Here is a 21,971-nt window from a genome sequence, read left to right on the forward strand (position 1 = left end):
TTCACCCGACGAGCTTGCTGAGCCAGTTCTTGTCGTCCAGGTCGACCTTCTTGCCGTGCGCCACAACTGTCGGGACCGAGATTTTGCCGACGGTCTCGCGGAGCTCTTCGGCGGACCGCTCCCCCGCGTCATGGGCGGCGGCGGTCTCGTCCGCGCCCCGAATCTCCGTGACGGCCGAGTCGTCCGCGCCGAGCTCCTGCGCGATCGCCGCCAGCTGATCGTCCGACAGGTCGCTCGCGCCGTGCTCCTTCGGTTGCGTCCCCTTCGCGAAGAGCCGCTTGTGCAGCGCCGCGAAATCTTCCGGATCGTGCTGGAACAGCGCCGACGCGGCTCCAGCGGCGCGCGAGGAGTAGTCGCCGGAAGCGGACCTCGGGTCGAGGAAATGCAGCATGTGGTATCTGACTTGCAACTTCCCGCTCGCCGTGGCGCGGGCGATCCGGTCCCCGAACTCTCGCTCGAACGCCGCCGAGTACGGGCAGAGGTAGTCCTCGTACACGTCGACGACTGCAGCCGCGTCGTCGCCACCGACCGTCGCGAGCGCCGTGTCGGCGGGGTCCGCCCCGGCTCCTGGAGCCACAGCTGCGGACAGAGCGGTCAAGAACGAGGCGAGAAGAGCAGCGCGGAGCCTGGGCATAGCTGCCACTTTACGAGCCCGAAAGGTGTTCGAGCCACTGCTGGTCGTGCGCCCAGTCCACCGGCTTGCCGTCCTTGAGCACCGCAGGCGTGAAAACACGTCCGTGCAGCAGCCCGCTCAGCTCGTTCGTCGCGGCGCTCGCGGCGCCGACCGCCGCCTGCACGTCCGCGCCGGAGCGGATGTCCGCCGCCGCCGCGCCCGCGCCGACGCCCTCGGCGAGCTGCGCCAGCTGGTCGTTCGACAAATCGCTCTCGCTGCCCTCTTGTGGCTGCGTGTCCTGCGAGAACAGCTTCGAGTGGAACGCGAGGAATTTGTCCGGAGCCTTCTGGAACACCGCCAACGCGGCGCCTGCCGCCCGCGACGAGTAGTCCTTCGAGGCCGAGCTTCGGTTCAAGAAGTTCAACATGTGGAACCGCACCCGCAGCTTGCCCTCGCCCACCGCCTTCGCGACCTGCTCCCCATAAGCTTCCTCGAACGCCCCGCATGCCGGGCACATGAAGTCCTCGTACACGTCCAACACCACGGCGGCATCCGGCCTGCCCACCGTCGCCAGCACCGGGTCCGGCGACGCGGCTGCCGTCGTTGTCGGCTGCTCCTGCGAGGCCGTGGTTTCTGCGGCCCGGCTCTCCCGCTGCTTCGCGCCCCACAGCCACACCGAGGCGACCGCCCCGACGGCGCAAAGCAACGTCAGTGCTCCGGCGAGCAGGCCGAAGACGAGCGGCAGCTTCGACTTCGGCGGCTTCGGCGGCGGGAAGTCCGGGGACGGGGAAGCCTGGTGCGTCATCGTTCTTATCCTCCTAGCAGCTTTGTCAGCCACTCCTTGTTCGTGAAATCGACGATCTTTCCGTCTTTGACCACGGTCGGGGTGACGAGCTGTCCGGTGGCGATCGCCGAGAGCTCGTGCAGTCCTGCGCGTGCGGCTGCTTTCGCCTGCTCGACCCTGGCGCCCTGGCGCACGCAGTCCGCCGCCCGCGCCGAGGCGCCCGACTCGGCGGCGAGCTGCGCCAATTGGTCGTTGGAGAGATCCGCCGTCGAGCCCTCCTCCGGACGGGCTCCGGATTGGAAGAGCGTCGCGTGGAATCGCGGGAAAGCTTCCGCGTCCTCCTCGTGCACGCAGATCGCCGCGCCAGCCGCCCGGGACGAATAGCTGCCCGAGGCGGACCTGCCGTCGAAAACGGCGAGGAGGTGGTAGCGGACGAGCAGCGCGCCTTGCTGCCAGGCGGCGGAGACCTGGTCCGCGTACCGGTGCTCGAACCCTGCGCAGGCCGGGCAGAGGAAGTCCTCGTACACGTCGATCACAAGCGGCGCGCGCGGGTTGCCGACCTCGAGGGGGCGCGGCGGGGGCGGGACGTCCGGCCGAGCCGCCGGGGCGGCTGCGGTCGCGGGCTTCGGCGAAACCGCCTGAGCGCTCTTGCTCTGGCTGATGAACGCGCCGGTCAAGAGGATCGCGACCGCGACGGCGGCACCGCCCGCGACCCAGACCCAGAACTTGCCCGCGCCCGAGATCATCCCGCAGGCTTGGGCGCGGGGACCTCTGCCGGAGCCGAAGCAGGAGCGGCGTCGGGGGCGCCGAGAAGCTTCTGGAGCCACTGCTGGTCGCGCTGCCAATTCTGCGGCTTGTCGTCCTTGAGGATCGTCGGCGTGGAGACGCTCTTGGTGATCCCCTGGAGCTGGTGGATCGAGGCCGAGGCCGAGCCTGCGGCCGTCTTCACGTCCGCGCCGGAGCGGATGTCCGCCGCCGCCGCGCCCGCGCCGACGCCCTCGGCGAGCTGCGCCAGCTGGTCGTTCGACAAATCGCTCTCACTGCCCTCGCGCGGCTGCGTGTCCTGCGAGAACAGCTTCGAGTGGAACGCGAGGAACTTGTCCGGAGCCTTCTGGAACACCGCCAACGCGGCCCCCGCCGCCCTCGACGAGTAGTCCCCCGAAGCCGAATTCTTGTTCAAGAAGTTCAACATGTGGAACCGCACCCGCAGCTTGCCCTCGCCCACCGCCTTCGCGACCTGCTCCCCGTACGCCGCCTCGAACTCCGCGCACGCCGGGCACATGAAGTCCTCGTACACGTCCAACGACACCGCGGCCTCCGGCTTCCCCACCGTCGCCAGCACCGGGTCGTACTTCGTGTTGTCCTCCGGGTACTGCTGCTTGATCCCCCACCAGACACCGGCGGCGAGCGCCACGATCACCAATGCCCCGGCCGCCCAGGGCAGCCATTCGCCGACTCGCGGTCCCGGGCCTTTGCGCGCTGCTGTCTTCGCGGCGCCCTTCTTCGACTGGGTCTTCGTCTTGATCGTCATCTACGCCTCGGTTTTTCGTCGACTATTTCTCGGCAGGGCAGGCTTCAGCAGGAGCCGGCGACGATTCTAGCGGAACCGTGAGCCGGGAGCGCGGACCGAGCGCGGCCCACGACCTGGGTTTCACCGCGAGCCACAGCGCGAGCGCGAGGAATCCCGCGTCCCTTGCGATGTCTTTGGCGTATCCCAGACCAGTGGCGGAAAGGTCCTCGCCGCCCTTGGAGAAGCACCCGCAGTCGATCTGATAGCCGTGCGCCCACACCCAGGCGATGCCCGCGATGTAGCCCGCGAGCACGACGGCGCTCACGACTGCGACCACGCGCACGCCGAGGCCCACCAGGAGCAGCACGCCGAGCGCGACCTCCAGACCCGGTTGGATCCCCGCCACGGGCCGCACCGCCCAGTCCGGCAACAACTGGTACGCCGAGACCGCGAGCTCGTTCTGGACCGGGTCGCCGAACAATTTGGGGAATCCGGCGTACAGCCAGACGGCGGCGAGCCCCAGCCTCGCGAGAAGGCTCACGGCAGGCGCCAGCCGCGCGAGCCCTGATTTCCGATCATCAACCACAGCCGCATGATACCCGCCACAACGGGCTGTCTCCTTGGGATGTGACAGAGCTTTCTGACGCTGTTCTCAGAAAAACCCGGTAATTTCAACATGTGCCCCCCAGCCCAGCCCGTCCCCCAAGGCTTCTCGCCCTCGCGCTGATCGGAACCGCCTCGGCCTTCGCCTCCACCGCATGCTCGAGCTCCGCGCCCGCGCCTTCCGACGAGCGCTCCGGGGTGTTCATGCTGCGGCACGAGCACATCGCGGCGCTCACCGGCCCGAAGCGGGACCAGCCGTGCGATATCGACGCCGACCTGTACCTGCCCTCGGAGGCCAGCGCCGAACACCGCGTTCCGGCGCTCATCTACTCGCACGGATTCGGCGCGACGAAGACGCAGGAGAGCGAGATGGACGCGGAGCTCGCCAAGCGCGGGTACGTGATCCTCGCGTACACCCAGCTCGGGCACGAGGGGTCGGGATGCCAGATCCACCTCGACGACCCAGACTACGAGGGCGCGGTCGTCAGCCAACTGGTCGACTACCTCGCAGGCGCCCCCGGGCTCGCATTCGCCGACGCGGGCCATGCCAAACCGCTGCCGTCGCTCTCCGTCGTGCAGGCCGACGACCACGACCACGCGAACGGCCACGCCCAGCACGACCCGAGGGTCGGGATGATCGGCGGCTCCTACGGCGGACAGATCCAATTCGTCGCCGCCGCGCACGATCCACGGATCGACGTGCTCGTCCCATCTCTCACCTGGAACGATTTGAACCAGGAGCTCGCGCCGAACTACGCGACGCAGAGCGGTGCCGCCCCGCTGCCCGGATCCGCGAAGGCGGGGATCGCCGAAAGCCTCTTGCGCGGCGGCGAGCACGACCCTCGGCTCAAACTCAGCGACCTCAAACAAGGCGACGGCTGCGACAGGATCGCCCCCGTGTCCTGCCACGCCCTCCTCGACCTTGGCGAACAAGGGCAGCTCACCGAGGCGCAGCAGCAACTGCTGCTGTCTCGTTCCGTGAAGAGCTTCGTCGACAAAATCAAGATCCCGGTCCTGCTCGCGCAAGGACAAGAAGACCGCCTCGCGCCGTTCAACGAGGCGCTCAAGACCTACCAGGCGCTGCGCGAGCGGCAGGTCCCCGTGCAGCTTCTATGGCATAAGTTCGGCCATGACACGCCATGGGACCACGGCGAACCGGTCGGCGACTCCGGCTGGAGCTTCGCGCCGGACAAAGTCGAGCACGCCTTCGCGAGCATGCACGTGATCCACTGGCTCGACCACTACCTCAAGGACGACCAAAACGCGGACCCCGGCGCGAGCTTCAGCTACTACTGCCCCTGGTCCGACCATCCGGGAACGGAGTCCGCGCAGACGTACGGCCGCGCGCCCGACTACCCTGCGGGCCCCGACCAGTCGTGGTACTTGGCCGAGGGCGGCCAGCTCGCGGGAATCCCCTCGGGCCCCGCCTCTGGCAAGCAGATCGTCACGCGCGAGCAGGCGGGCGGGGCCGGGCCCGCGAAAACGTTCACCAGCGACCCGCTCGCGCAACCGGTCGACGTCGTCGGAGCGGGCAAGCTCGCGTTGTCCATGTCGTCCTCCGGCACGGGCACCGTGTTCGTCACCCTGCTCGACGTCGCTCCGGACGGAACCGCAGCCGTCGTCACCAAGCTCCCCTCGCTGGCCCGGTTCAGCGGCGACGGCCCGGTGGCGGTCGAACTCGTCGGGGTCGCGCACCGATTCGCGCCCGGCCATAAAATCCAGCTCGCCATCGCCGGCTCCGACCCGGCGTACATGGCGGCTCCGGGCCCCGCGCCGGTCTCGCTCGTCCTCGGCGACTACAGCGCGCGGCTCACCTTGCCCACCGTTCCCAGCAGCTGACCCCTTGCCGGTCGGGTGATTAAGCTTCTTTCGTGACCTCCGCACCGCAATTGCGCCTCATCGCCCGGCTCAACCCGTCTGCCGCGGACTCGCGTCGCGGCGTCGTGCGGTTGCACGCCGAGGTGCTCGCGGCGTTGGGCTTGCGGGAATGGGACGCGGTCGAGCTGCTCGGGACCAGGACGACCGTCGCGGTCGCGGGGTTGTCCCCGTCCGGGTTCCCCGCAGGCGTGGCGCTCTTGGACGACGTCACGTTCTCCAACACGGGGCTTCGCGAGAACGGCGAGGTCGTGGTGTCCCAGACAAGCGTCGTCGGGGCCCGGTCGGCGCGGCTCTCCGGGTCGGTCCTCGCCAAAGCCTCGATCACGCCGAGCGCCCTGCGGCTGGCGCTGCTCGGGAAGGTGCTCTCGGTCGGCGACGCGGTCTCGCTGCTGCCCAGAGACCTGGGTCCGGGCACAAGCACCGCCCCAGCCGTCGAGTCGCTCACCAGGTCGGTCGGGATCACCTGGACCAGCGAGCTGCTCACCGTCGTCGCGACCGATCCGGCAGGCCCGGTGAGCGTGCAGCCGAACTCCGCAGTGGGCTTCGAGGACGCGCACGCCCCCGAGCCGGTCCGCGACGCTCCCCCGCAGACCCCTGCGCACGCCTCTGCGCAGACAGCTCCGCAGCCGTCGGAGCCGCAGCGCGGAGCCGGGCAGACGACGCGCGATCCCGCCGAGCTCGTCGGCGTCGGCCAGCAGGTCGCCGCGCTCCGCGAATGGCTCGCGCTCGCCTTGGACCAACCGGAGCTGCTCCGCGCCCTCGGCGTCGAGCCCCGCCTCGGAGCGCTCGTCACCGGGCCGGGCGGAGTCGGCAAAGCGACGTTCGTGCGCTCGGTCGTCCAAGGCAGGCCCTTGGTGGAGCTGGACGGGCCGGGCACTGGCTCGTTGGAGTCGAACGCGCGGCGGCAGGCGGTCCGCGCGGCGGCAGACGAAGCCGTGCGCCGCCGCGCCGTGCTCCTGGTGACCGATGTCGACGCGTTGCTTCCCGCCACGCCCGAGCCGGTGGCGACTGCCGTGCTCGACGAGCTCGGCAGAGTCGTCGAAAGCCCTGGGTGCGCCCTCGTGGCCACCACCGCCCATCCCGAAGGGGCGGACCGCAGGCTGCGCGACCCAGGCCTGTGCGACCGCGTCTTGGCGCTGCCCTCCCCCAACGGCCAAGTCAGGGAGGACTTGTTGCGCGTCTTGTTGCGCACGGCGCCCACCGGGGAACTGGACCTGCGCGAGATCGCGCTCGGGGCCCCCGGTTTCGTCGCGGCCGACCTCGCGGCGCTGGTCCGCGAGGCGGCGCTGCGCGCGGCGGCGCGGGCGAGCCAGTCGAACGAGCCGCCGGTCATCGCCCAGGAGGACGTGCAGGGCGCCCTGTCGGTGATCCGCCCGTTGTCCCGTTCCGGGAGCGAGGAGTTGTCCATCGGACGGCTCACCCTCGACGACGTCGGGGACATGGTCAAGACGAAGCAAGCCCTCACCGAGACAGTGCTGTGGCCGCTGCGCCACCCGGACACCTTCGCCCGGCTCGGCGTGGAACCGCCGCGCGGCGTGCTCCTCTACGGGCCGCCGGGCTGCGGGAAGACCTTCCTTGTCCGGGCGCTGGCAGGCTCCGGGCAGCTGTCCGTGCACGCGGTCAAGGGCGCCGAGCTCATGGACAAGTGGGTCGGCTCGTCGGAGAAGGCGGTGCGCGAGCTCTTCGCCCGGGCCCGTGACAGCGCGCCCTCCCTCGTCTTCCTCGACGAGATCGACGCCCTCGCCCCCCGGCGGGGCCAGTCCGCCGACTCCGGGGTGGCCGACCGCGTGGTGGCGGCCCTGCTCACCGAGCTCGACGGCGTGGAGCAGCTGCGCGACGTCTCGGTGCTCGGCGCGACGAACCGTCCCGACCTCGTGGACCCGGCCCTGCTGCGGCCGGGGAGGCTGGAACGGCTGATCTACGTGCCGCCCCCGGACGCCGAAGCCCGCGAGGCGATTCTGCGGGCCGCGGCGCGAGGCGTCCCGCTCGCGGGCGATGTGGTGCTCGCCGAGCTGGCCGAGCAGCTCGACGGCTACTCTGCCGCCGACTGCGCCGCCGTCCTCCGCGAAGCCGCCCTCACCGCGATGCGCCGGGACATCGAAGCCACGGACATCACCCGCGCCGACGTCGAGGCGGCCTTGCGGGCGACCCCGGGGTCGCTCGACCCCGTCCAAGCAGCCCATCTGGCGGCATACGCAGAGCAGCGGCAGAGTTAGGGGCGATCGCCATGGCGCGCCAGGTCGACTGGACCCACGAGCTGGCCGAACAGCTCGAATGGCATTGGCGGGAGCAGCTACGGCCCCGGTTCGACGGGCTCGCCGACGCGGAGTACCTCTGGGAGCCGACAGACGACTGTTGGAACGTGCGCCCCCGAGGGACGAGCACGGCGCCTGTCCAGGCCGGTGGCGGCGCGTTCACCCTCGACTACGCCTCTCCCGCGCCCGAGCCCGCCCCGGTGACCACCATCGCCTGGCGGCTGTGCCACGTCATTGTCGGGGTGTTCGGGACCAGGACCGCCGCGCACTTCGGCGGGTCTGCGGTCGACTACGAGAGCTTCGAGTACCCCGGCACAGCAGACGAGGCGCTCGGCTTGCTGGACGACGCCCACAGATCGTGGGCACGAGGTGTCCGCGGCCTCGGCCCCGAGGACCTCGCCCGGCCCTGCGGACCCGCCGAAGGACCCTACGCCGACTATCCGATGGCGGCATTGGTGCTGCACATACATCGCGAAGCCATCCACCATGGCGCGGAGATCTCCCTGCTCCGCGACCTGTACACGCGTCTCGGGCGCGACAGGGCGAGCTAGCGCGGCGGTTGGCGGGAGTCGCGGACCGCGACCGGCCGCCACAACGCCCACGCCGCGAACAGCCCCGCCGCCGCCAGCAGCCCGGCTCCGACCCAGAGGTCCGCGTCCCCGCCCGTTTTGGCCACGACCTCCGCACGGTCGACGAGATCGACCACGACCAGCGTCGCGCCATAGATCGCGAGCAGCGCGGCGATGACGACACGGATGTCGAACAGCCCCGCCGTCCGCCGCTTCTCTCGAACCATCCCGCTCTCCTTCAGATCAGTGGAAGACCACGTTCAATGCGACCACCAGGACCAGGCCGACCAGCGCAAGGCGCGTCGGACGCTGCCACCACGGCAGCCGCTCGTCCGTCTCCTCCGGCGTTGTCGCGCTGTACACGAGGCCCACAAGCTCTGCGGCGGGCTTCGGCGTGGTCGCCGCGCTCACGGCGACGCTGACGACAACGTCCACGACGAACGCCAGGCCCGCTTCGAGGAAGTTCGGCCCTTGTCCCGCGAGCGCGAACACGCCGAGCTCGAACGCGCCCCACAGGCCCAACGCGGCGAGCGTGCCCGCGACCAGGCCCGCCCATCCTGCCGCAGGAGTCATCCGCTTCCAGAACATTCCAAGGAGGAACGTCGCGAAGAGGGGCGCGTTGAAGAACGCGAACAGAGTCTGCAGATAGGTCATGACGTTGTTGTAGTGCGAGGCGATGAACGCCGTGCCCACTGCGGTCAAGGTCGCGCCGACCGTCGCGAGCTGGCCCACGCGCAGATAGTGCCGGTCTGGACGGCCCTTGCGGACGTATTGCTGCCAAAGGTCGTAACTGAACACCGTGTTGAACGCCGAGACGTTCGCCGCCATCCCGGCCATGAACGAGGCGACGAGGCCGGTGATCGCGAGGCCCAGCAGGCCGGTCGGCAGCACCTCTTTCATCACCTACAGCAACGCGTTGCTGTAGGTGACGCCGGAGTCCGAGACCGGTTTGCCCGCTTTGTAATCGGCCAGCTGCGGCACCAGCACAGCGGCGATCATCCCGGGAAGCACCACGATGAACGGGATGAACATCTTCGGGAACGAGGCGATGATCGGGGTGCGCCGCGCCGACGAGAGGGAGTCTGCGGCAAGCGCCCGCTGCACCTCGACGAAATTCGTCGTCCAGTAGCCGAACGCGAGCACGAAGCCGAGGCCGAACACGATCCCGAGCGCGGAGAGGAAGCCGTTGGAGAACCCGCTGAGCTCGTTCCCCGGCCACGAGCTCAGCTGCCCCGCGCCGCCGGGGCCCGCCGCCACTTTCGCCACAAGCCCGGACCAGCCGCCGACCCTGTGCAATCCGATGACGGTGAGCGGCAGCAGCGCCGCGACGATGACGAAGAACTGCAGCACTTCGTTGTAGATCGCAGCGGACAAACCGCCGAGCGTGATGTAGCAGAGCACGATCGCGGCCGCGGCCAGCACGGATGCCCACAGCGGCCAGCCGAGGAGGATGTTCACGACCGTGCCGAGCAAATACAGGTTCACACCCGCGATGAGCACTTGCGCCACGGCGAAGCTCAGCGCGTTGACGAGGTGCGCCCCGGGCCCGAACCGGCGCAGCATGAACTCGGGGACGCTGCGCGCCTTTGACCCGTAGAAGAACGGCATCATCACCACGCCGAGGAACAGCATGGCGGGCACCGCCCCGATCCAGAAGTAATGCGCCCCAACGGCTCCGAACTGAGCCCCGTTCGCCGACATGCCCATCACCTCGACGGCGCCCAGGTTCGCGGAGACGAACGCGAGGCCGGTCACCCATGCGGGCAGCGACCGCCCGGAGAGGAAGAAGTCGATGCTCGAGGACACGCCTCGGCGAGCGAGGAATCCGATGCCGAGCACAAAGAGGAAGTAGACCGCGATGATCGCGTAGTCCACAAACCCCGCGTCCAGCCGCAGCCCGCCCGTCGTCATCCCGAGCGCCTCATGCCAGCCGCCTCGCCCCAGCCGAGGCGAGCGTGGTGAACGCCTGCGGCAGGCCGAAGCCCTCCGCGCGGAAACGCGATTCGACCGCGTCGGCCACCGCGCCGACGCTCCCCTCGTCCACGAGCGCGATGACGCTGCCGCCGAAGCCGCCGCCGACCATCCGCGCCCCGTGCGCCCCCGCCTCGCACGCGGCCTCGACCGCCGCGTCGAGCTGCGCCGAGGACACCTCGAAGTCGTCGCGCAGCGACGCATGCCCTGCCGTCAAGATCGGGCCGATCACGCGCGTGTCCCGTCCGGTCCGCAGGATATGCGCGACGGTGAGCACCCGCTCGTTCTCGCCGAGCACGTGCCGCGCCCGACGGCGCAGCAGCGGATCGAGCGCGTCGAGCCGCTGCGCGTCGGCGACGTCGCGGAGGGACGCGACTCCGAGGTCGTGGGCCGCGCGGGCGCACTGCTGCCTGCGCAGCGCGTACTCCCCGTCGACATGCCGATGCGCCGTCTTGGTGTCCACCACCATGAGCGCGAGCCCGAATTCCACGAGGTCGAACGGCACATGCACATGCGCGCCCGCGCCGAAGTCCACGAGGAGGGCGTGGCCTTGCGCGCACAGGACGGACGCGGTTTGGTCGAGCGTCCCGGTCGGCGCGCCGACGTAGTCGTTCTCCGCCGCCCTCGCGATATCGATCAGCTCCTCGTCGGGGACGTCCGGAGCGAAGAGGTCGCGCAGCGCGACAGCCACCGCGCACGTCACCGCCGCCGAGGAGGAGAGCCCGGCTCCGACAGGCACATCGCCTTCCAGCAGCAGGTCGGCCCCCTCCACCGGATAGCCGCGCTTGGCGAACTCGTGCACCACCCCGAACGGGTAGCGGGTCCAGCCGGGGGCGTTCTCCCGGTCGGCCAGCGCGCCGATGGACGCGCTGGCCCGATCCGGCTCGTGCCCGAGGGACGCGACGCTCACCACGTCGTCGCCTCGGAGGCTCACCGCGCAGGTGACGCCCAGCCGCAACGCGATGGGGAGCGCGAAGCCGTTGTTGTAGTCGGTGTGCTCGCCGATGATGTTCACCCGGCCCGGCGCGGCCCACACCCCAGCGCTCATCCGGCCTCCCTCAATTCGGCGGCCACCGTCTCCGGGGTGGTGTCGCTGATGAACGCCCCCATCCCCGACTCGGAGCCCGCGAGGTGCTTGAGCTTGCCGGGGGCTCGCCGGATGGAGAACAACTGCAGGTTCAGCCACCAATCGGCCCGCGCCTGTTTGGGGGCTTGGTTCCACGCCGCGACGTATGGCATCGGCGCGTCGAAGCGCCTGGCGAACCGGCCGAGCACGTCGAGGTACAGCGCCGCGAAACCATCCCTTGCCGCGTCGTCGAGGTCGGGGATGTCGGCTGCTTGGCGATGCGGGTAGAGCGCGACCTCGTACGGCCACCTGGCGAACCGGGGAACGAAGGCGGTCCACTCCTCGTTCGCCGCCACGATCCGCCCGCCCTCCGCGCGCTCGGCGGCGAGGACCGCGCCGAACAGGTTCTCGCCGTGCGCCGCCCGGTGCTCCGCCACGTTGCGCGCGATCTTCTCCGCCCTCGGTGTGACGAACGGGTACGCGTAGATCTGCCCATGCGGGTGCGAGAGCGTCACGCCGATCTCCTCGCCGTGGTTCTCGAAACAGTAGACCTGCGCCACCTCGTCCAACGCCGACAGCTCAGCGGTGCGCTGCGCCCACACGTCGACCACCTGCCGCGCCCGGTCCGCCCCCAATTGCGCGAACGAGGAGCTGTGGTCGCTGGTGAAACAGACGACCTCGCAGCGCCCGCTCCCGCCTGCCAATGACGCCCGTCCGCCCAATGACGCCCGTCCTCCCAATGACGGGAAGCGGTTCTCGAACACCGCGACCTCGTAGTCCGGCTCGGGGATCTCCGTTGCGCGGCCCTCCGACGAGGGGCAGAGCGGGCATTGGTCGGCGGGCGGCAAAAAGGTCCGGGTCTGGCGGTGCGAGGCGATCACCACGTGCTCGCGCAGGAGCGGGTCGAATCTGAGCTCCGAGCGAGTCGCCGCCGCCGGGAGGTCGCGGCGGTCGACCGCCGCGCGGCGCGGCGCGGCGGCTCCGGGCGCGACCCGGTCGAAGTAGAGGATCTCCCTGCCGTCCGCCAGTGTCCGACGCGTCGTCGCCAGGCCCGCAGATGTCACTCCAGCACCTTAGCAAGCCGACCTGTGGCATCCGGGCGGCTTACTGGCCGGGCCGCCTCATCGGGGGCAGGTCGCCTTGAAGGTGAAATCGCTGAGCTTCGTCGCGTCGTGCAGTTGTTTGATCTTCCCGGTGACGGTGTACGTCCTGCCGTCCTTGGCGAGCACCGGATCGTCCGCCCCTCCGGTGGAGCCAGGCTCCCAGAAGTAGTCGAGGCCGTCTGCTTTGAAGATCAGGTCGGCGACTTTGCCCTTCCCGGTGTCGACCGAGACTTTCCCCCCGTCCTTGGTCTTCCCCGTCACCAAGACCGCATCCCCCATGGCAATGCACCGCACGTCCTGCAATGGGTACGCCTTGCCCGCGAGGACAAGCGAAGCCTCCGCAGAGGCGGCGGCGGTCGTCGCGGGAGCCGGTCCGCCGTTCGGCGTCGAGCCCTTGCCCGCGCAAGCTGCCGGAAGCGCGGCGGCTCCGAGCACGGCCAGGGCCGCGAGAGCGCGTTGCGCGCGAGAATTCGTCATTGGTCCCTCCCCTCTTGGGGAGCAAAACTGCGCCCGCTCCCCGAGAACACATCAAGTTTGATCTTCTGATCATGCCATATCGAGAACAGCGCCGACGCGCACATCGAGGGCAGCAATAAAAAATGCGCCAGGTCAGTGAGGTGGAAGCCCTCTGACCTGGCGCATTCGTAGCGGGGACAGGATTTGAACCTGCGACCTCTGGGTTATGAGCCCAGCGAGCTACCGAGCTGCTCCACCCCGCGTCGGGGGCGCTCTCATGAGCGCGATTTTCGAGTATAGCCATGCGCCGCGCGCATGGCAAATCGGCAGTTCGACCGCTTCGGCTCGCTCCGTTCAGAGCGCTGGAAATCAGTTCGGGGCGTTGGCGACGTCGTTGACCCCTTGCCGGAACGCGCCGACGGAAGCCTGGTACGCCCGGACAGCCTCGTTGTAGCTCTCCATTGCTTTCTGCTGGTCGGCGAGCGCCTGGCCGATCTTGACGAAATCGCCGCTCTTCTCCGCGTCGTCAAGCCTGCCTTTCGCCGTGCCCACGCCGTCGCGAGCGGCTTCGACCGCCTTCTGCGCGCCGTCCACCGCCTGGCCGAGGGCCTGCAGCCTGTCTTGCGCCTGTTGCTTGGTCTGCGAGGCCGCCGGGGGCTGTTGCTGCACGGGCTCCGCGGGCGGGGTCTGCTGCTGTTGCGGCGTGACGACGGCGTGCAGGTCGACGTTGATGCCCGCTTGCTTCAAGGCTTCCTGCAGCGCCCCTTCGACCTTGGAGTCGAAGCCGACCTTGTCGTCGAAGAACACATACACCCGCGACAGCGTCGGGAACGCCGACTCCTGGTTTTTCGCCTGGGTGTAAATGGGCTCGAGGTACAAGAGGCCCCCGTTCCCGACCGGAACGGTGAGCAGGTTCCCGTACCGCACGTCGGCCGAGCCGAGCAGGGTGATCGCCTGGTTCACCGAGTCGGTGGTGCGGAGCCTGCCGTAGACGTTGCTCGGCCCAGGGATCTGGCCGCCTTTGTTGGTCAGCTGGCGCACGGTGATCTGGCCGTAGTCGTCCGGGTCGGAGGCGACGGAGACGTACGCGGAGAGATACGGCTGGCTCTGCGGCGTCATCACGGTGGTCAGCTGGAAAGAGGCCCGGCCAGCATGGTTCGGGTCGGTGGCCACGACGTAGTACGGCGGCTGGCTCGCCTGGTTCGCCAACTGCCCCGAGGCCTGCGTGGGGTCGACAGGCACCGACCACTGCTCGCTGCCGTCGAAGAAGGTGCCCGGTTTGTCCACGTGGTACCGGGTGAGCAAGGCCCGCTGGACCTTGAAAAGGTCCTCGGGGTAGCGGAAGTGCGCGGCCAACTGGGGCGAGATCTGGCTCTTCGCCTTCACCAGCCCGGGGAAGACGCCCATCCAGGCTTTGAGCACGGGGTCCTTGTCGTCCTGCTGGTACAGCGTCACCGTCCCGTCGTACGCGTCGACGGTGGCTTTCACCGCGTTGCGGATGTACGAGACCTGGCCGGAGAGCTGCTCCCTGCGCAACGCCGCGTTGCCCCCGGTGTCGAGCGAGTCCAGCGTCGTGTCGCGCAACGAGACCGACTTCGCGTAGGGGAATTGCTCAAGCGTGGTGTAGCCGTCCACGATCCATTGGATCCGGCCGTCCACCACGGCGGGGTACACCTTCTCGTCCAGCGTGAGCCACGGAGCTACCTTCGCCACTCGCGTGCGGGGGTCGCGGACGAAGATCAGTTTGGACTGGCCGGTGATCTGGTCGGAGCGCAGGAAGTTCAGCTCGCGGAACTTCGCCGTGAACGCGAGCCGGTTGAGCATGCTGTCGATCGGCACTCCCCCGCTCCCGTTGTACGAGAACTGCACGCCCTCGGGGTCGTACTCCTGCGCGGGCCCGCCGACGATCGCGTAGTCCGCGTCGGTCGCGCCGATGAGCTCGCCGAAATACACCCTCGGCTGGGAGACCCGGAGCGCGTCCGGGACGCGCGGGTCGCCGATATTGCTGGTGTCGCTCGACACGAAGACCGGGAAGCCGCCCTGGCTCGCGCCGTTCGACTTCTGGTCCGCCGCCCCAGGCTGGTCCGTCTCGGTCACCTGGTTCGCCGGGGCCGCGACGAAGCCGTTGCCGTGCGTGTAGACCATGTGCCGGATCTGCCAGCTGTCCTGGGAGCCGGTCAGGTTCGCCGACGTGAGCTCGCGGACCGCGACGAGGTAGTCCCGCAGCTGCCCGTCCACTATGTACCGGTCGAGCGCGAGCTGGCTCGGGAAACCGTAGAAGGTCTTCTTGCGCTGCTGCTGGACGAACGTGGGCGAGAGCAGGTTCGGGTCGAGGATCCGCAGATTGGAGAGGGTGTTCGTGTCTTGTTGGACGCTCTGCGCGAACTCGTTCTTGTCCTGCGGCGGCGACCAGTCGACCGTCTTGACGTAGTTGCTGGTCAGATTGAACGCCTGCTGGGTGGCCTTGATGTTGCGGTCGATGTACTCGCGCTCCACCTCTTTGGCGTTGGGGGTGGCGGTGAGCCACTGCACCGTGGCGGGCCACGCCATGCCGATGAGGACCGAGGAGAGCAGCATGAGCGCGGTCGCAAGCGCGGGCACGCGCAGGTCCCGCAGCACGATGGCGGAGAAGAAGGCCGCCGCGCAAATCATCGCGATCGCGACAAGGACGAGCTTGGCCGGAAGCACCGCCGCCGTGTCGGTGTAGCCGCCGATCACCGAGAACTGCTGCACCCTTCGCTCGTGGAACAGCAGCTCGTACTGGTCGAACCAGTACCCGACCGCCTTGAGCAGGAAGAAGACCCCCGCGATGGCGGCCAGTTGGACCCGCGCGGCCCTGGTGAGCATGCTCCCGGAGCGGGACGGGCGGACGCCGTCGAAGAGGTAGTGGGTGACCAGGTTCGCCAAGAAGCAGACGACGACGACGACTTCGAGCGTGTCCAGCGTGAAGACGTAGAACGGCAGGTCGAAGACATAGAAGCTGAGATCGTAATGGAACTGGGGGTCCTCGACGCCGAACGAGGAGCCGTGCAGGTAGAGCTCGATGACCGGCCAGTTGGCCTGCATGAGGAAGCCCGCGAGGAGGCCGACGACGACCGGCATGCCGAAGCCGAACGAGCGCACAGAGCTCTCGACCACGGTGCGGTACCGGGCGATCGGGCTCTCGACCGCCACCGGGATGAACACCGGCCTGCCTCGGTACGCGAACCAGATGGAGGCGAAGACCAGCGCTCCGACCAGCGTCGCCGTCACGAGGAAGACGACCGCCCTGACGCGCAGGACCGTGAAGAAGACCGAGGTTTGGCCGAGCTCGCGGAACCACAGCCAGTCGGTGTAGGGGCCGACCAGCTTGAGCAGGAGGAAGAACGCGACGAAGAGGAGCCCGACAATCGTCGACATGGCCCGGACCCGCCGGGTTACGGTCCGAGGGCTCATCCGCGGCCAGCCAGTGCAATCATCTTCGTCTCCAACACGACCACCACTCTACGGAAACCGGCGGACACTGCCACCAGACCCCGCTCGGACCAATACGCCCAACGGGTTGCGGGAATCGGCGGAACAAGCGGATGAGATCCAAGGCGGCAGTGCGCGTGGTGCACAAGAGCGGAGGTCACGGAGCAGGTGCATGAGCGCACGACAACGCCGGAGATCGCCGCTTGAACGTCGATCAGCAGCTGGGGACGGGCTTATTGGCCTTCAAGTCGTCGAGCTCTTGCACCGCGTCGTGCAGGGTCGCCACTTTCAGAACGCGCAGTCCGGCGGGGATGTCGGTGGCCGCCTCGGCGCAGTTCTCCGAGGGCACGAGGAAGACGGTCGCGCCGTCTCGGCGCGCGCCGAGCATTTTATGGGTGATGCCGCCGATCGGGCCGACTTTTCCATCGGGCTCGATCGTGCCGGTGCCCGCGATGTCCTGGCCGCCGGTGAGCTCGCCCGGGGTGAGCTTGTCGATCACGGAGAGGGCGAACATGAGCCCGCCCGAGGGGCCGCCGATTTTCGCCGGGACAGTGATCCGCACTTGGAAGGGCGAGTCTGCGGCGAGGCGCATCTTCACACCGATCCTGCCTTTGGCGGGGTCGTTCTCGGCGGGAGCGAGGACGATCCGCGCGCTCCCGCGTTCGCCCGCCCGCTCGTACACGATGTCCAGCTCGTCGCCTGGTTTGTGCGAGCCGACCGCCTTGGCCACGTCTTCAAGGGTTTTTGTCTCCGCTCCCCCGACCGAGACGAGCCAGTCCTCGGGCCGCAGCGCGCCATCCGCCGGGGAATGGGGCACGATCTGGGCCACTCGGACGCGCAGCGGGTACCCCAGCTCGCCGAGCGCGGCGGCCTCGGCCGCTTCCTCGGAGTTCGAGAAATCGGCGGCGTTCTCCTGCTCCACCTGGTCCCTCGATTTGTCCGAGGGATAGACCTCCTCGCGCGGGACGAGCTCCTCGTCGCCGGAGAACCACAGGTTGAGCGCTTGGAACATATTGAGCTGGTCGGCGGCCGACACCGTGACCAGGCGCAGCCTGCCGCTCGTCTGGTCGGCGTCTTTGCCGACCAGGGTGACGACCGGCTTCCCCGTGTCCTTGCCCTCGTTGTCGACTCCGTCGCCGAGCAGGTCCAGGGTCGGGCCAGGGCCGAGGGCGACGTAGGGCACCTCGACCGTGCCCGCGACCCCGAGCAGCGCGACGAAAGCGCAGCCTGCCACGAGCACGGCCACAATCCGCTGGAGAACGGGAGCGGTTCGGGAACGAACGGGCTGATCATGCTGCCCAGTGGTCATGCGGCAACGGTAGCAGGTTCGCCCTGGGCAGAACCACGGACAGAATGAAAAGGCGTACCCTGGAGCGATGACCGCGACGATCATTCCCCGTGAGCACGAGGTGATCCTATGAGCAAGCCGCCGTTCGGATTCTCCCCTTGGGAGGGGGCCGACGGCCCTGGCGAAGGAGGCCCCTTCGGCCGGTCGTCCGGGTTCGACCCGAGCGATATCGGGAAGCTGCTGTCGCAGCTCGGGGAGACGTTCAGCAAGCTCGGCCAAGCGGCCAGCGGCGGGGCCCAGGCTCCTGTCGTGGACTACCAAGCGGTGCTCGGCGGGGCCAAGAAAGCCGTTGCAAAGCACAAGGCGCCCGCAGAGGAGCGGCAGAAAGCCGTCTCCGAAGCCGTTCGGCTGGCCGAGCTGTGGCTCGACGAGGCGACCGGTCTGCCCACGGGCGTCCACACGATGGCGGCCTGGTCCCCTGCCGACTGGCTGGACAACGTGATCGGCTCCTTCCAAGAGCTCTGCGACCCGGTCATCGAACGGATGGCCGGAGTCTGGCAAGACCGCTTGCCGCAGGAGGCCACGGACATCCTCGGCCCAATGCTCGCGATGGTCTCCCGCCTCGGCGGGTTCGCCTTCGGCGAGCAGCTGGCCAGCGGGTTGGGGGAGATCGCGGGCGAAGTCCTCACGGCGACCGAGATCGGGATCCCGCTCGGCCCGAACGGCGTCGCCGCGCTCGTGGTCGACAACGTCGCCGAGTTCAGCGAGGGACTCGTGCAGCCTGCCCAGGAAGTGCTGGTGTACCTCGCGGCCCGTGAGGCCGCGCACCACCGCCTGTTCAGCCACGTCTCCTGGCTCAAGCCGACCATGCTGGCCGCTTTCCAGGGCTACGCGCGGGGCATCCAAGTCGACCTGCCCGACTTCGAGTCCGCCGCCGAGGAGCTCGACCTGGCCGCGCTGCAGGATCCGGAACGGATGCGCGAGCTCTTCGACCCTGCCAAATTCGAGCTGAAGCCGACGGAAGAGCAGCTGCAGGCCCTCGCCCGTTTGGAGCATCTGCTCGCCTTGGTCGAGGGCTGGGTCCGCACTGTCGTCACGAAAGCGCTCGCCGACCGGCTGCCGAGCACGGCGGCCCTCGACGAGACGATCCGCCGACGGGCGGGCGGCGCGGGCAGCGCGGAGAAAACGTTCGCCACGCTGCTCGGGCTCCAGTTGCGCCCCAAAAAGCTGAACGAGGCCACAAAGCTCTGGCTCCAAGTCGGCGACAGCGTCGGGGTCGACACCCGTGACACGCTCTGGGACCACCCCGACCTCCTGCCCACCCAGGAGGAGCTCGACCACCCCGCCCAGGTGGTGGACCGACTGCTCGTCGAGAACGACGGCCCAGACCCGGCCGCCCTCTAAAGCGCCCGTCCCGAGCGCGCCGCGCCGCAGTCCCGGCAGTTGTGCATAGCTTGTGGACAACCTGTGGACAATGTGTGCACAACGGATTCGACTTCCGCCGCGCGCACTGACAGAGTGCGCAATATGGCAACTTCTTGCGGCAGGATTCCCGTCAAAGGCGACGGACAAACTGCCCTTCCACGTGCTGCGGCGCCCCGATGCGGCAGCCTGCTCCAACTGCGGACCGGCGTCGCTGTGCTCCCCCGCTCGGACGGGACCGTCCAAATAGGCTGCGCCTGCCGGGGGACGCTGCGCATGCGGCCTCCTGCGTCCCTCGACCAACGGCGCTGCCTCGCATTGCTCTCCCTCCTCAGAAAGGGACACACCGCCGCCGAGCTCCGGGCTGCGGCGAAGCTGTCCGACGTGCGGCCCCAGGCCGTGGACGAGCTGCTCCGGCATGTTCGCGCAGCGGGCTTGCTCGCCCGCCAGGAGGAAGCGCCCGCCCGAGTCCACGTGCACGGCTCCGGGCCTATCGCGACTGGTCTGCGGAGCGCGCTCGAGGAGAACGGGGTCCTCGTGACCGCGACCCGGGACACGCTCCTGCGCCGGGACATCCCCGAGCACCACCCCGAGCTCGTCGTCCTCGCCGACCGCGTCGTGCCCGATCCCGCGATCATCCATCAGCTGCTCGTGGCGCGTAAACCCCATATCCAGGTGCGGCTGGTCGACGGCGACGGCCAGATCGGCCCCTTCGTGCTGCCGGGACGGACGGGATGCCTTTGGTGCGAGCAGCAGCACGCCGCAGACTCGGACCCGCTGTGGTCGGAGCTGCTGCGCAGGCTCGGCCCGACCTGCGGGCATGCCGAAAGCCGGGTCGTCCGCGCGACGCTCGCCCAAGCGACGGCCGAGATCGGCCACGCGCTGCGGTTTTTGCGCGGCTCGCCGCGGGTCTGCGCCCCGCGCGTCCTCGGCGCGGTCCTCGGAACCGGCCACGACGGCGTCCTAGCCCCGCCGAGCCCCGCCCCCGCGCACCCGAAGTGCATGTTCCACACCATCGTGCCGCACCGTGGCAAACCCCGGCCCGGCGCCCGTCGGGACGACTTGCCCGACCCATGTCCCCAGGTTGGAGCTGTATGATGAAAAATCTATGAACGACATCACTCGTGGCAGTTTTCGACGGACCACCAAGCTTGCTTCGTTCGGACTCGAAGTCGCCGGACGAGGGGTGCTCGGTTTCGGAAAACGCCTGGCGGGGCAGGACAAAGACGCTGTCAACGCGGAGCTTCTGCAAAAGTCCGCGGAACAGCTTTTCTCTGTGCTCGGCGAGCTCAAGGGCGGTGCGATGAAGATGGGGCAGGCGCTCTCCGTCTTCGAGGTCGCCGTCCCCGAAGAGTTGGCCGAGCCGTTCCGCGAGGCGCTCGCGAAGCTTCAGGACGAGGCTCCGCCCATGCCTGCGAAGAAGATCCACCAGGTGCTCGACCAACAGCTCGGGACGAAATGGCGGGACCGGTTCCAGTCGTTCGAGGACTCCCCCGCCGCCTCGGCCAGCATCGGGCAAGTGCACCGGGGGGTCTGGTCCGACGGGCGCCAGGTCGCCATCAAAGTGCAGTACCCGGGAGCCGACCACGCCCTGCGCAGCGACTTCAAGACGATGCGCAGACTGACCGGTGTCTTCAAGGCAGTCTCGCCCGGCACCGATTTCGAAGCCGTCATGGACGAGATCGAGGACCGGATCGAAGAAGAGCTGGACTATCGGACCGAGGCGAGCAACCAACGCGCCTTCGCGAAGGCTTTCGCAGGCGATCCCACCTATGTCGTGCCGAAGATCGTCGCGAGCGCGCCGAAGGTGATCATCTCGGAATGGGTCGACGGGACCTCGCTGCGCAAGATCATCGCGAACGGCTCGCAGGCCGAGCGGGACCACGCCGCGACCCGGCTCTGGGATTTCCAATTCGCCGCCATGGAGCGGGCAAAGCTCCTGCACGGCGACCCGCACCCCGGCAACTTCCTGTTCCTGCCGGATGGCAGGATGGCCGCCCTCGACTTCGGGATGTGCGCCCCGTACCCGGAGGGCGTGCCGAGCTGGATCGGCAAAGCCATCGAGCTCAGCCTCCGCGACGACTACGACGGGGTCGTCGAGGTGATGCGCGAGCGCGATTTCTTCCGACCAGGGTATTCGGCCACGGCGGACCAGGTCCGGACCTACTTGCGCCCGCTCACCGATCCGTTGCACACCGACACGTTCCACTTCACCAGGGCGTGGATGCAGGAGACGACCAACCCGTACGCCGATGTGCGCGGGCAGAACTGGCAGACCGGCAGGCAGATGAACGCCCCGGCGAGCCATCTCCTCCTGTTCCGCGTCATCGGCAGCTGCGCCGCGATCAGCGCGCAGCTGGACGCCGACGTCCCGCTGCGCAGCGTGGTGAAGAAGTGGAACCCGTCCTGGGCGTGACTGCTGGGAGGATCGTCGTCCTCACCGGCCCGCCCGGCTCGGGCAAAAGCACCGTGGGCAGGCTCCTCGCCGAGCGGTTCCCGATGAGCGCGCATCTGGTCGCGGACACGTTCTGGCATTTCATCCGATCGGGCTATCTCCCCCCGTATCTTCCAGAAGCGCACCGGCAGAACAAGATCGTCACCGCTGTCGTGGCGGACGCCGCATGCGGTTACGCCCGAGGCGGGTACACGGTGGTCTACGACGGCGTCGTCGGCCCCTGGTTTTTGACAGCGCTGCGCGAGGCGGCGCTGCGCGAGGACAACGCGCAAAAAGACGACGAGCACAGAGACGACGAGCACAGCGCCGTTCCGCTGCACTATGTCGTGCTCCGCCCGGACGAGGAGACCGCCGTGGCCCGAGCCATGGCCCGGACCTCGTCGGACGCGCTCACCGACCCCGAGCCAATACGCTCGCTGCATCGGCAGTTCCGTGATTTAGGACCGCTGGAGCCGCATGCGGTCGACTCCGGCGGACTCACCGCCGAGGAGACCACGGCCCTCGTCTTCGACGGGCTTGGCCGGGGCTCCTACCTCCTCAGGTAG

General features: G+C 68.9%; 18 protein-coding genes, 1 tRNA gene and 1 pseudogene. 7 read left to right on the forward strand and 13 right to left on the reverse strand.

Going from position 1 to position 21,971, the window contains the following annotated elements; translation table 11 throughout:
- Position 1: 1 nt before the first annotated feature.
- The 5 genes from ACRC20_RS00190 to ACRC20_RS00210 are packed head-to-tail and all read right to left on the reverse strand — an operon-like array spanning position 2 to position 3,493.
- Entirely contained in the window at positions 2-634 is a 633-nt protein-coding gene (locus ACRC20_RS00190; protein WP_438684309.1) for a DsbA family protein, read from the reverse strand.
- Positions 635-644: 10 nt separating this feature from the next.
- On the reverse strand, positions 645-1,418 hold the full coding sequence (locus ACRC20_RS00195) for a thioredoxin domain-containing protein (RefSeq protein WP_438684310.1): 774 nt from the start codon (positions 1,416-1,418) through the stop codon (positions 645-647).
- A gap of 5 nt (positions 1,419-1,423) precedes the next feature.
- Positions 1,424-2,143: a DsbA family protein gene (locus tag ACRC20_RS00200; RefSeq protein WP_438684311.1), complete on the reverse strand. Its 720-nt coding sequence runs from the start codon at positions 2,141-2,143 to the stop codon at positions 1,424-1,426.
- Positions 2,140-2,928 carry a thioredoxin domain-containing protein gene (locus ACRC20_RS00205; RefSeq protein ID WP_438684312.1) on the reverse strand — a complete coding sequence of 263 codons (789 nt, stop codon included), beginning with the start codon at positions 2,926-2,928 and terminating at the stop codon, positions 2,140-2,142. Before ACRC20_RS00205 ends, ACRC20_RS00200 begins: the two co-directional genes overlap by 4 nt.
- Positions 2,929-2,950: 22 nt before the next feature.
- On the reverse strand, positions 2,951-3,493 hold the full coding sequence (locus tag ACRC20_RS00210; RefSeq protein ID WP_438684313.1) for a MauE/DoxX family redox-associated membrane protein: 543 nt from the start codon (positions 3,491-3,493) through the stop codon (positions 2,951-2,953).
- 92 nt (positions 3,494-3,585) lie between these two features.
- Here ACRC20_RS00210 and ACRC20_RS00215 point away from each other — a divergent pair, with 92 nt between their 5' ends.
- Genes ACRC20_RS00215 through ACRC20_RS00225 form a run of 3 tightly spaced genes read left to right on the forward strand, consistent with a single transcriptional unit; the run spans position 3,586 to position 8,194 of the window.
- A complete protein-coding gene (locus ACRC20_RS00215; RefSeq protein WP_438684314.1) occupies positions 3,586-5,349 on the forward strand; it encodes a CocE/NonD family hydrolase in 1,764 nt (587 codons plus the stop codon).
- A 32-nt stretch (positions 5,350-5,381) separates the two neighbouring features.
- Positions 5,382-7,604, forward strand: coding sequence for an AAA family ATPase (locus ACRC20_RS00220; protein WP_438684315.1), 2,223 nt, complete (start codon positions 5,382-5,384; stop codon positions 7,602-7,604).
- Between the two features lie 11 nt (positions 7,605-7,615).
- Entirely contained in the window at positions 7,616-8,194 is a 579-nt protein-coding gene (locus ACRC20_RS00225) for a DinB family protein (RefSeq protein WP_438684316.1), read from the forward strand.
- On the opposite strand, the gene ACRC20_RS00230 is transcribed toward ACRC20_RS00225, so the two are convergent.
- From ACRC20_RS00230 to ACRC20_RS00265, 8 genes and pseudogenes are all read right to left on the reverse strand, one after another.
- Complete coding sequence (locus ACRC20_RS00230) at positions 8,191-8,439, reverse strand: hypothetical protein (RefSeq protein ID WP_438684317.1); 249 nt, start codon at positions 8,437-8,439, stop codon at positions 8,191-8,193. The genes ACRC20_RS00225 and ACRC20_RS00230 overlap by 4 nt on opposite strands.
- 16 nt (positions 8,440-8,455) lie before the next feature.
- Positions 8,456-10,123: pseudogene (locus ACRC20_RS00235) on the reverse strand (sodium:solute symporter family protein).
- A 10-nt stretch (positions 10,124-10,133) separates the two neighbouring features.
- Positions 10,134-11,231, reverse strand: coding sequence for a galactokinase (gene galK, locus ACRC20_RS00240; RefSeq protein WP_438684318.1), 1,098 nt, complete (start codon positions 11,229-11,231; stop codon positions 10,134-10,136).
- Positions 11,228-12,277 carry a galactose-1-phosphate uridylyltransferase gene (gene galT, locus ACRC20_RS00245; protein WP_438684344.1) on the reverse strand — a complete coding sequence of 350 codons (1,050 nt, stop codon included), beginning with the start codon at positions 12,275-12,277 and terminating at the stop codon, positions 11,228-11,230. The genes galK and galT overlap by 4 nt, the downstream gene beginning before the upstream one ends.
- Before the next feature lie 93 nt (positions 12,278-12,370).
- Positions 12,371-12,829 (reverse strand): lipoprotein LpqH, encoded by a 459-nt coding sequence (locus ACRC20_RS00250; protein ID WP_438684319.1) that lies wholly within the window; start codon positions 12,827-12,829, stop codon positions 12,371-12,373.
- Between the two features lie 168 nt (positions 12,830-12,997).
- Positions 12,998-13,071 (reverse strand) — tRNA-Met (locus ACRC20_RS00255).
- Between the two features lie 106 nt (positions 13,072-13,177).
- Complete coding sequence (locus ACRC20_RS00260; protein ID WP_438684320.1) at positions 13,178-16,243, reverse strand: UPF0182 family protein; 3,066 nt, start codon at positions 16,241-16,243, stop codon at positions 13,178-13,180.
- A gap of 232 nt (positions 16,244-16,475) precedes the next feature.
- A complete protein-coding gene (locus ACRC20_RS00265; RefSeq protein ID WP_438684321.1) occupies positions 16,476-17,570 on the reverse strand; it encodes a YlbL family protein in 1,095 nt (364 codons plus the stop codon).
- A gap of 108 nt (positions 17,571-17,678) precedes the next feature.
- On the opposite strand from ACRC20_RS00265, the gene ACRC20_RS00270 reads away from it, so the two are divergent.
- The 4 genes from ACRC20_RS00270 to ACRC20_RS00285 all read left to right on the forward strand — a co-directional run bounded on the left by ACRC20_RS00270 (position 17,679) and on the right by ACRC20_RS00285 (position 21,971).
- Positions 17,679-18,953, forward strand: a complete 1,275-nt coding sequence (locus ACRC20_RS00270; protein WP_438684322.1) for a zinc-dependent metalloprotease — start codon at positions 17,679-17,681, stop codon at positions 18,951-18,953.
- A gap of 123 nt (positions 18,954-19,076) precedes the next feature.
- Complete coding sequence (locus tag ACRC20_RS00275; RefSeq protein ID WP_438684323.1) at positions 19,077-20,069, forward strand: hypothetical protein; 993 nt, start codon at positions 19,077-19,079, stop codon at positions 20,067-20,069.
- 10 nt (positions 20,070-20,079) lie between these two features.
- Entirely contained in the window at positions 20,080-21,387 is a 1,308-nt protein-coding gene (locus ACRC20_RS00280; RefSeq protein ID WP_438684324.1) for an ABC1 kinase family protein, read from the forward strand.
- The gene (locus ACRC20_RS00285) at positions 21,384-21,971 is read left to right on the forward strand and encodes an AAA family ATPase (RefSeq protein WP_438684325.1); all 588 of its coding nucleotides are present in this window, start codon (positions 21,384-21,386) and stop codon (positions 21,969-21,971) included. Before ACRC20_RS00280 ends, ACRC20_RS00285 begins: the two co-directional genes overlap by 4 nt.

The sequence above is a fragment of the Segniliparus sp. genome (assembly GCF_051660745.1).
Lineage (GTDB): Bacteria > Actinomycetota > Actinomycetes > Mycobacteriales > Mycobacteriaceae > Segniliparus.

Bases quoted from the DNA above. Each gene is read 5' to 3' on its own strand.
- ACRC20_RS00250 (WP_438684319.1), bottom strand. From the start codon at position 12,829: ATGACGAATTCTCGCGCGCAACGCGCTCTCGCGGCCCTGGCCGTGCTC.
- ACRC20_RS00225 (WP_438684316.1), top strand. From the start codon at position 7,616: ATGGCGCGCCAGGTCGACTGGACCCACGAGCTGGCCGAACAGCTCGAA.
- galK (WP_438684318.1), bottom strand. From the start codon at position 11,231: ATGAGCGCTGGGGTGTGGGCCGCGCCGGGCCGGGTGAACATCATCGGC.
- ACRC20_RS00280 (WP_438684324.1), top strand. From the start codon at position 20,080: ATGAACGACATCACTCGTGGCAGTTTTCGACGGACCACCAAGCTTGCT.
- ACRC20_RS00205 (WP_438684312.1), bottom strand. From the start codon at position 2,928: ATGACGATCAAGACGAAGACCCAGTCGAAGAAGGGCGCCGCGAAGACA.
- ACRC20_RS00190 (WP_438684309.1), bottom strand. From the start codon at position 634: ATGCCCAGGCTCCGCGCTGCTCTTCTCGCCTCGTTCTTGACCGCTCTG.
- ACRC20_RS00270 (WP_438684322.1), top strand. From the start codon at position 17,679: ATGAGCAAGCCGCCGTTCGGATTCTCCCCTTGGGAGGGGGCCGACGGC.
- ACRC20_RS00195 (WP_438684310.1), bottom strand. From the start codon at position 1,418: ATGACGCACCAGGCTTCCCCGTCCCCGGACTTCCCGCCGCCGAAGCCG.
- ACRC20_RS00230 (WP_438684317.1), bottom strand. From the start codon at position 8,439: ATGGTTCGAGAGAAGCGGCGGACGGCGGGGCTGTTCGACATCCGTGTC.
- ACRC20_RS00265 (WP_438684321.1), bottom strand. From the start codon at position 17,570: ATGACCACTGGGCAGCATGATCAGCCCGTTCGTTCCCGAACCGCTCCC.
- ACRC20_RS00200 (WP_438684311.1), bottom strand. From the start codon at position 2,143: ATGATCTCGGGCGCGGGCAAGTTCTGGGTCTGGGTCGCGGGCGGTGCC.
- ACRC20_RS00275 (WP_438684323.1), top strand. From the start codon at position 19,077: ATGGCAACTTCTTGCGGCAGGATTCCCGTCAAAGGCGACGGACAAACT.
- ACRC20_RS00260 (WP_438684320.1), bottom strand. From the start codon at position 16,243: ATGAGCCCTCGGACCGTAACCCGGCGGGTCCGGGCCATGTCGACGATT.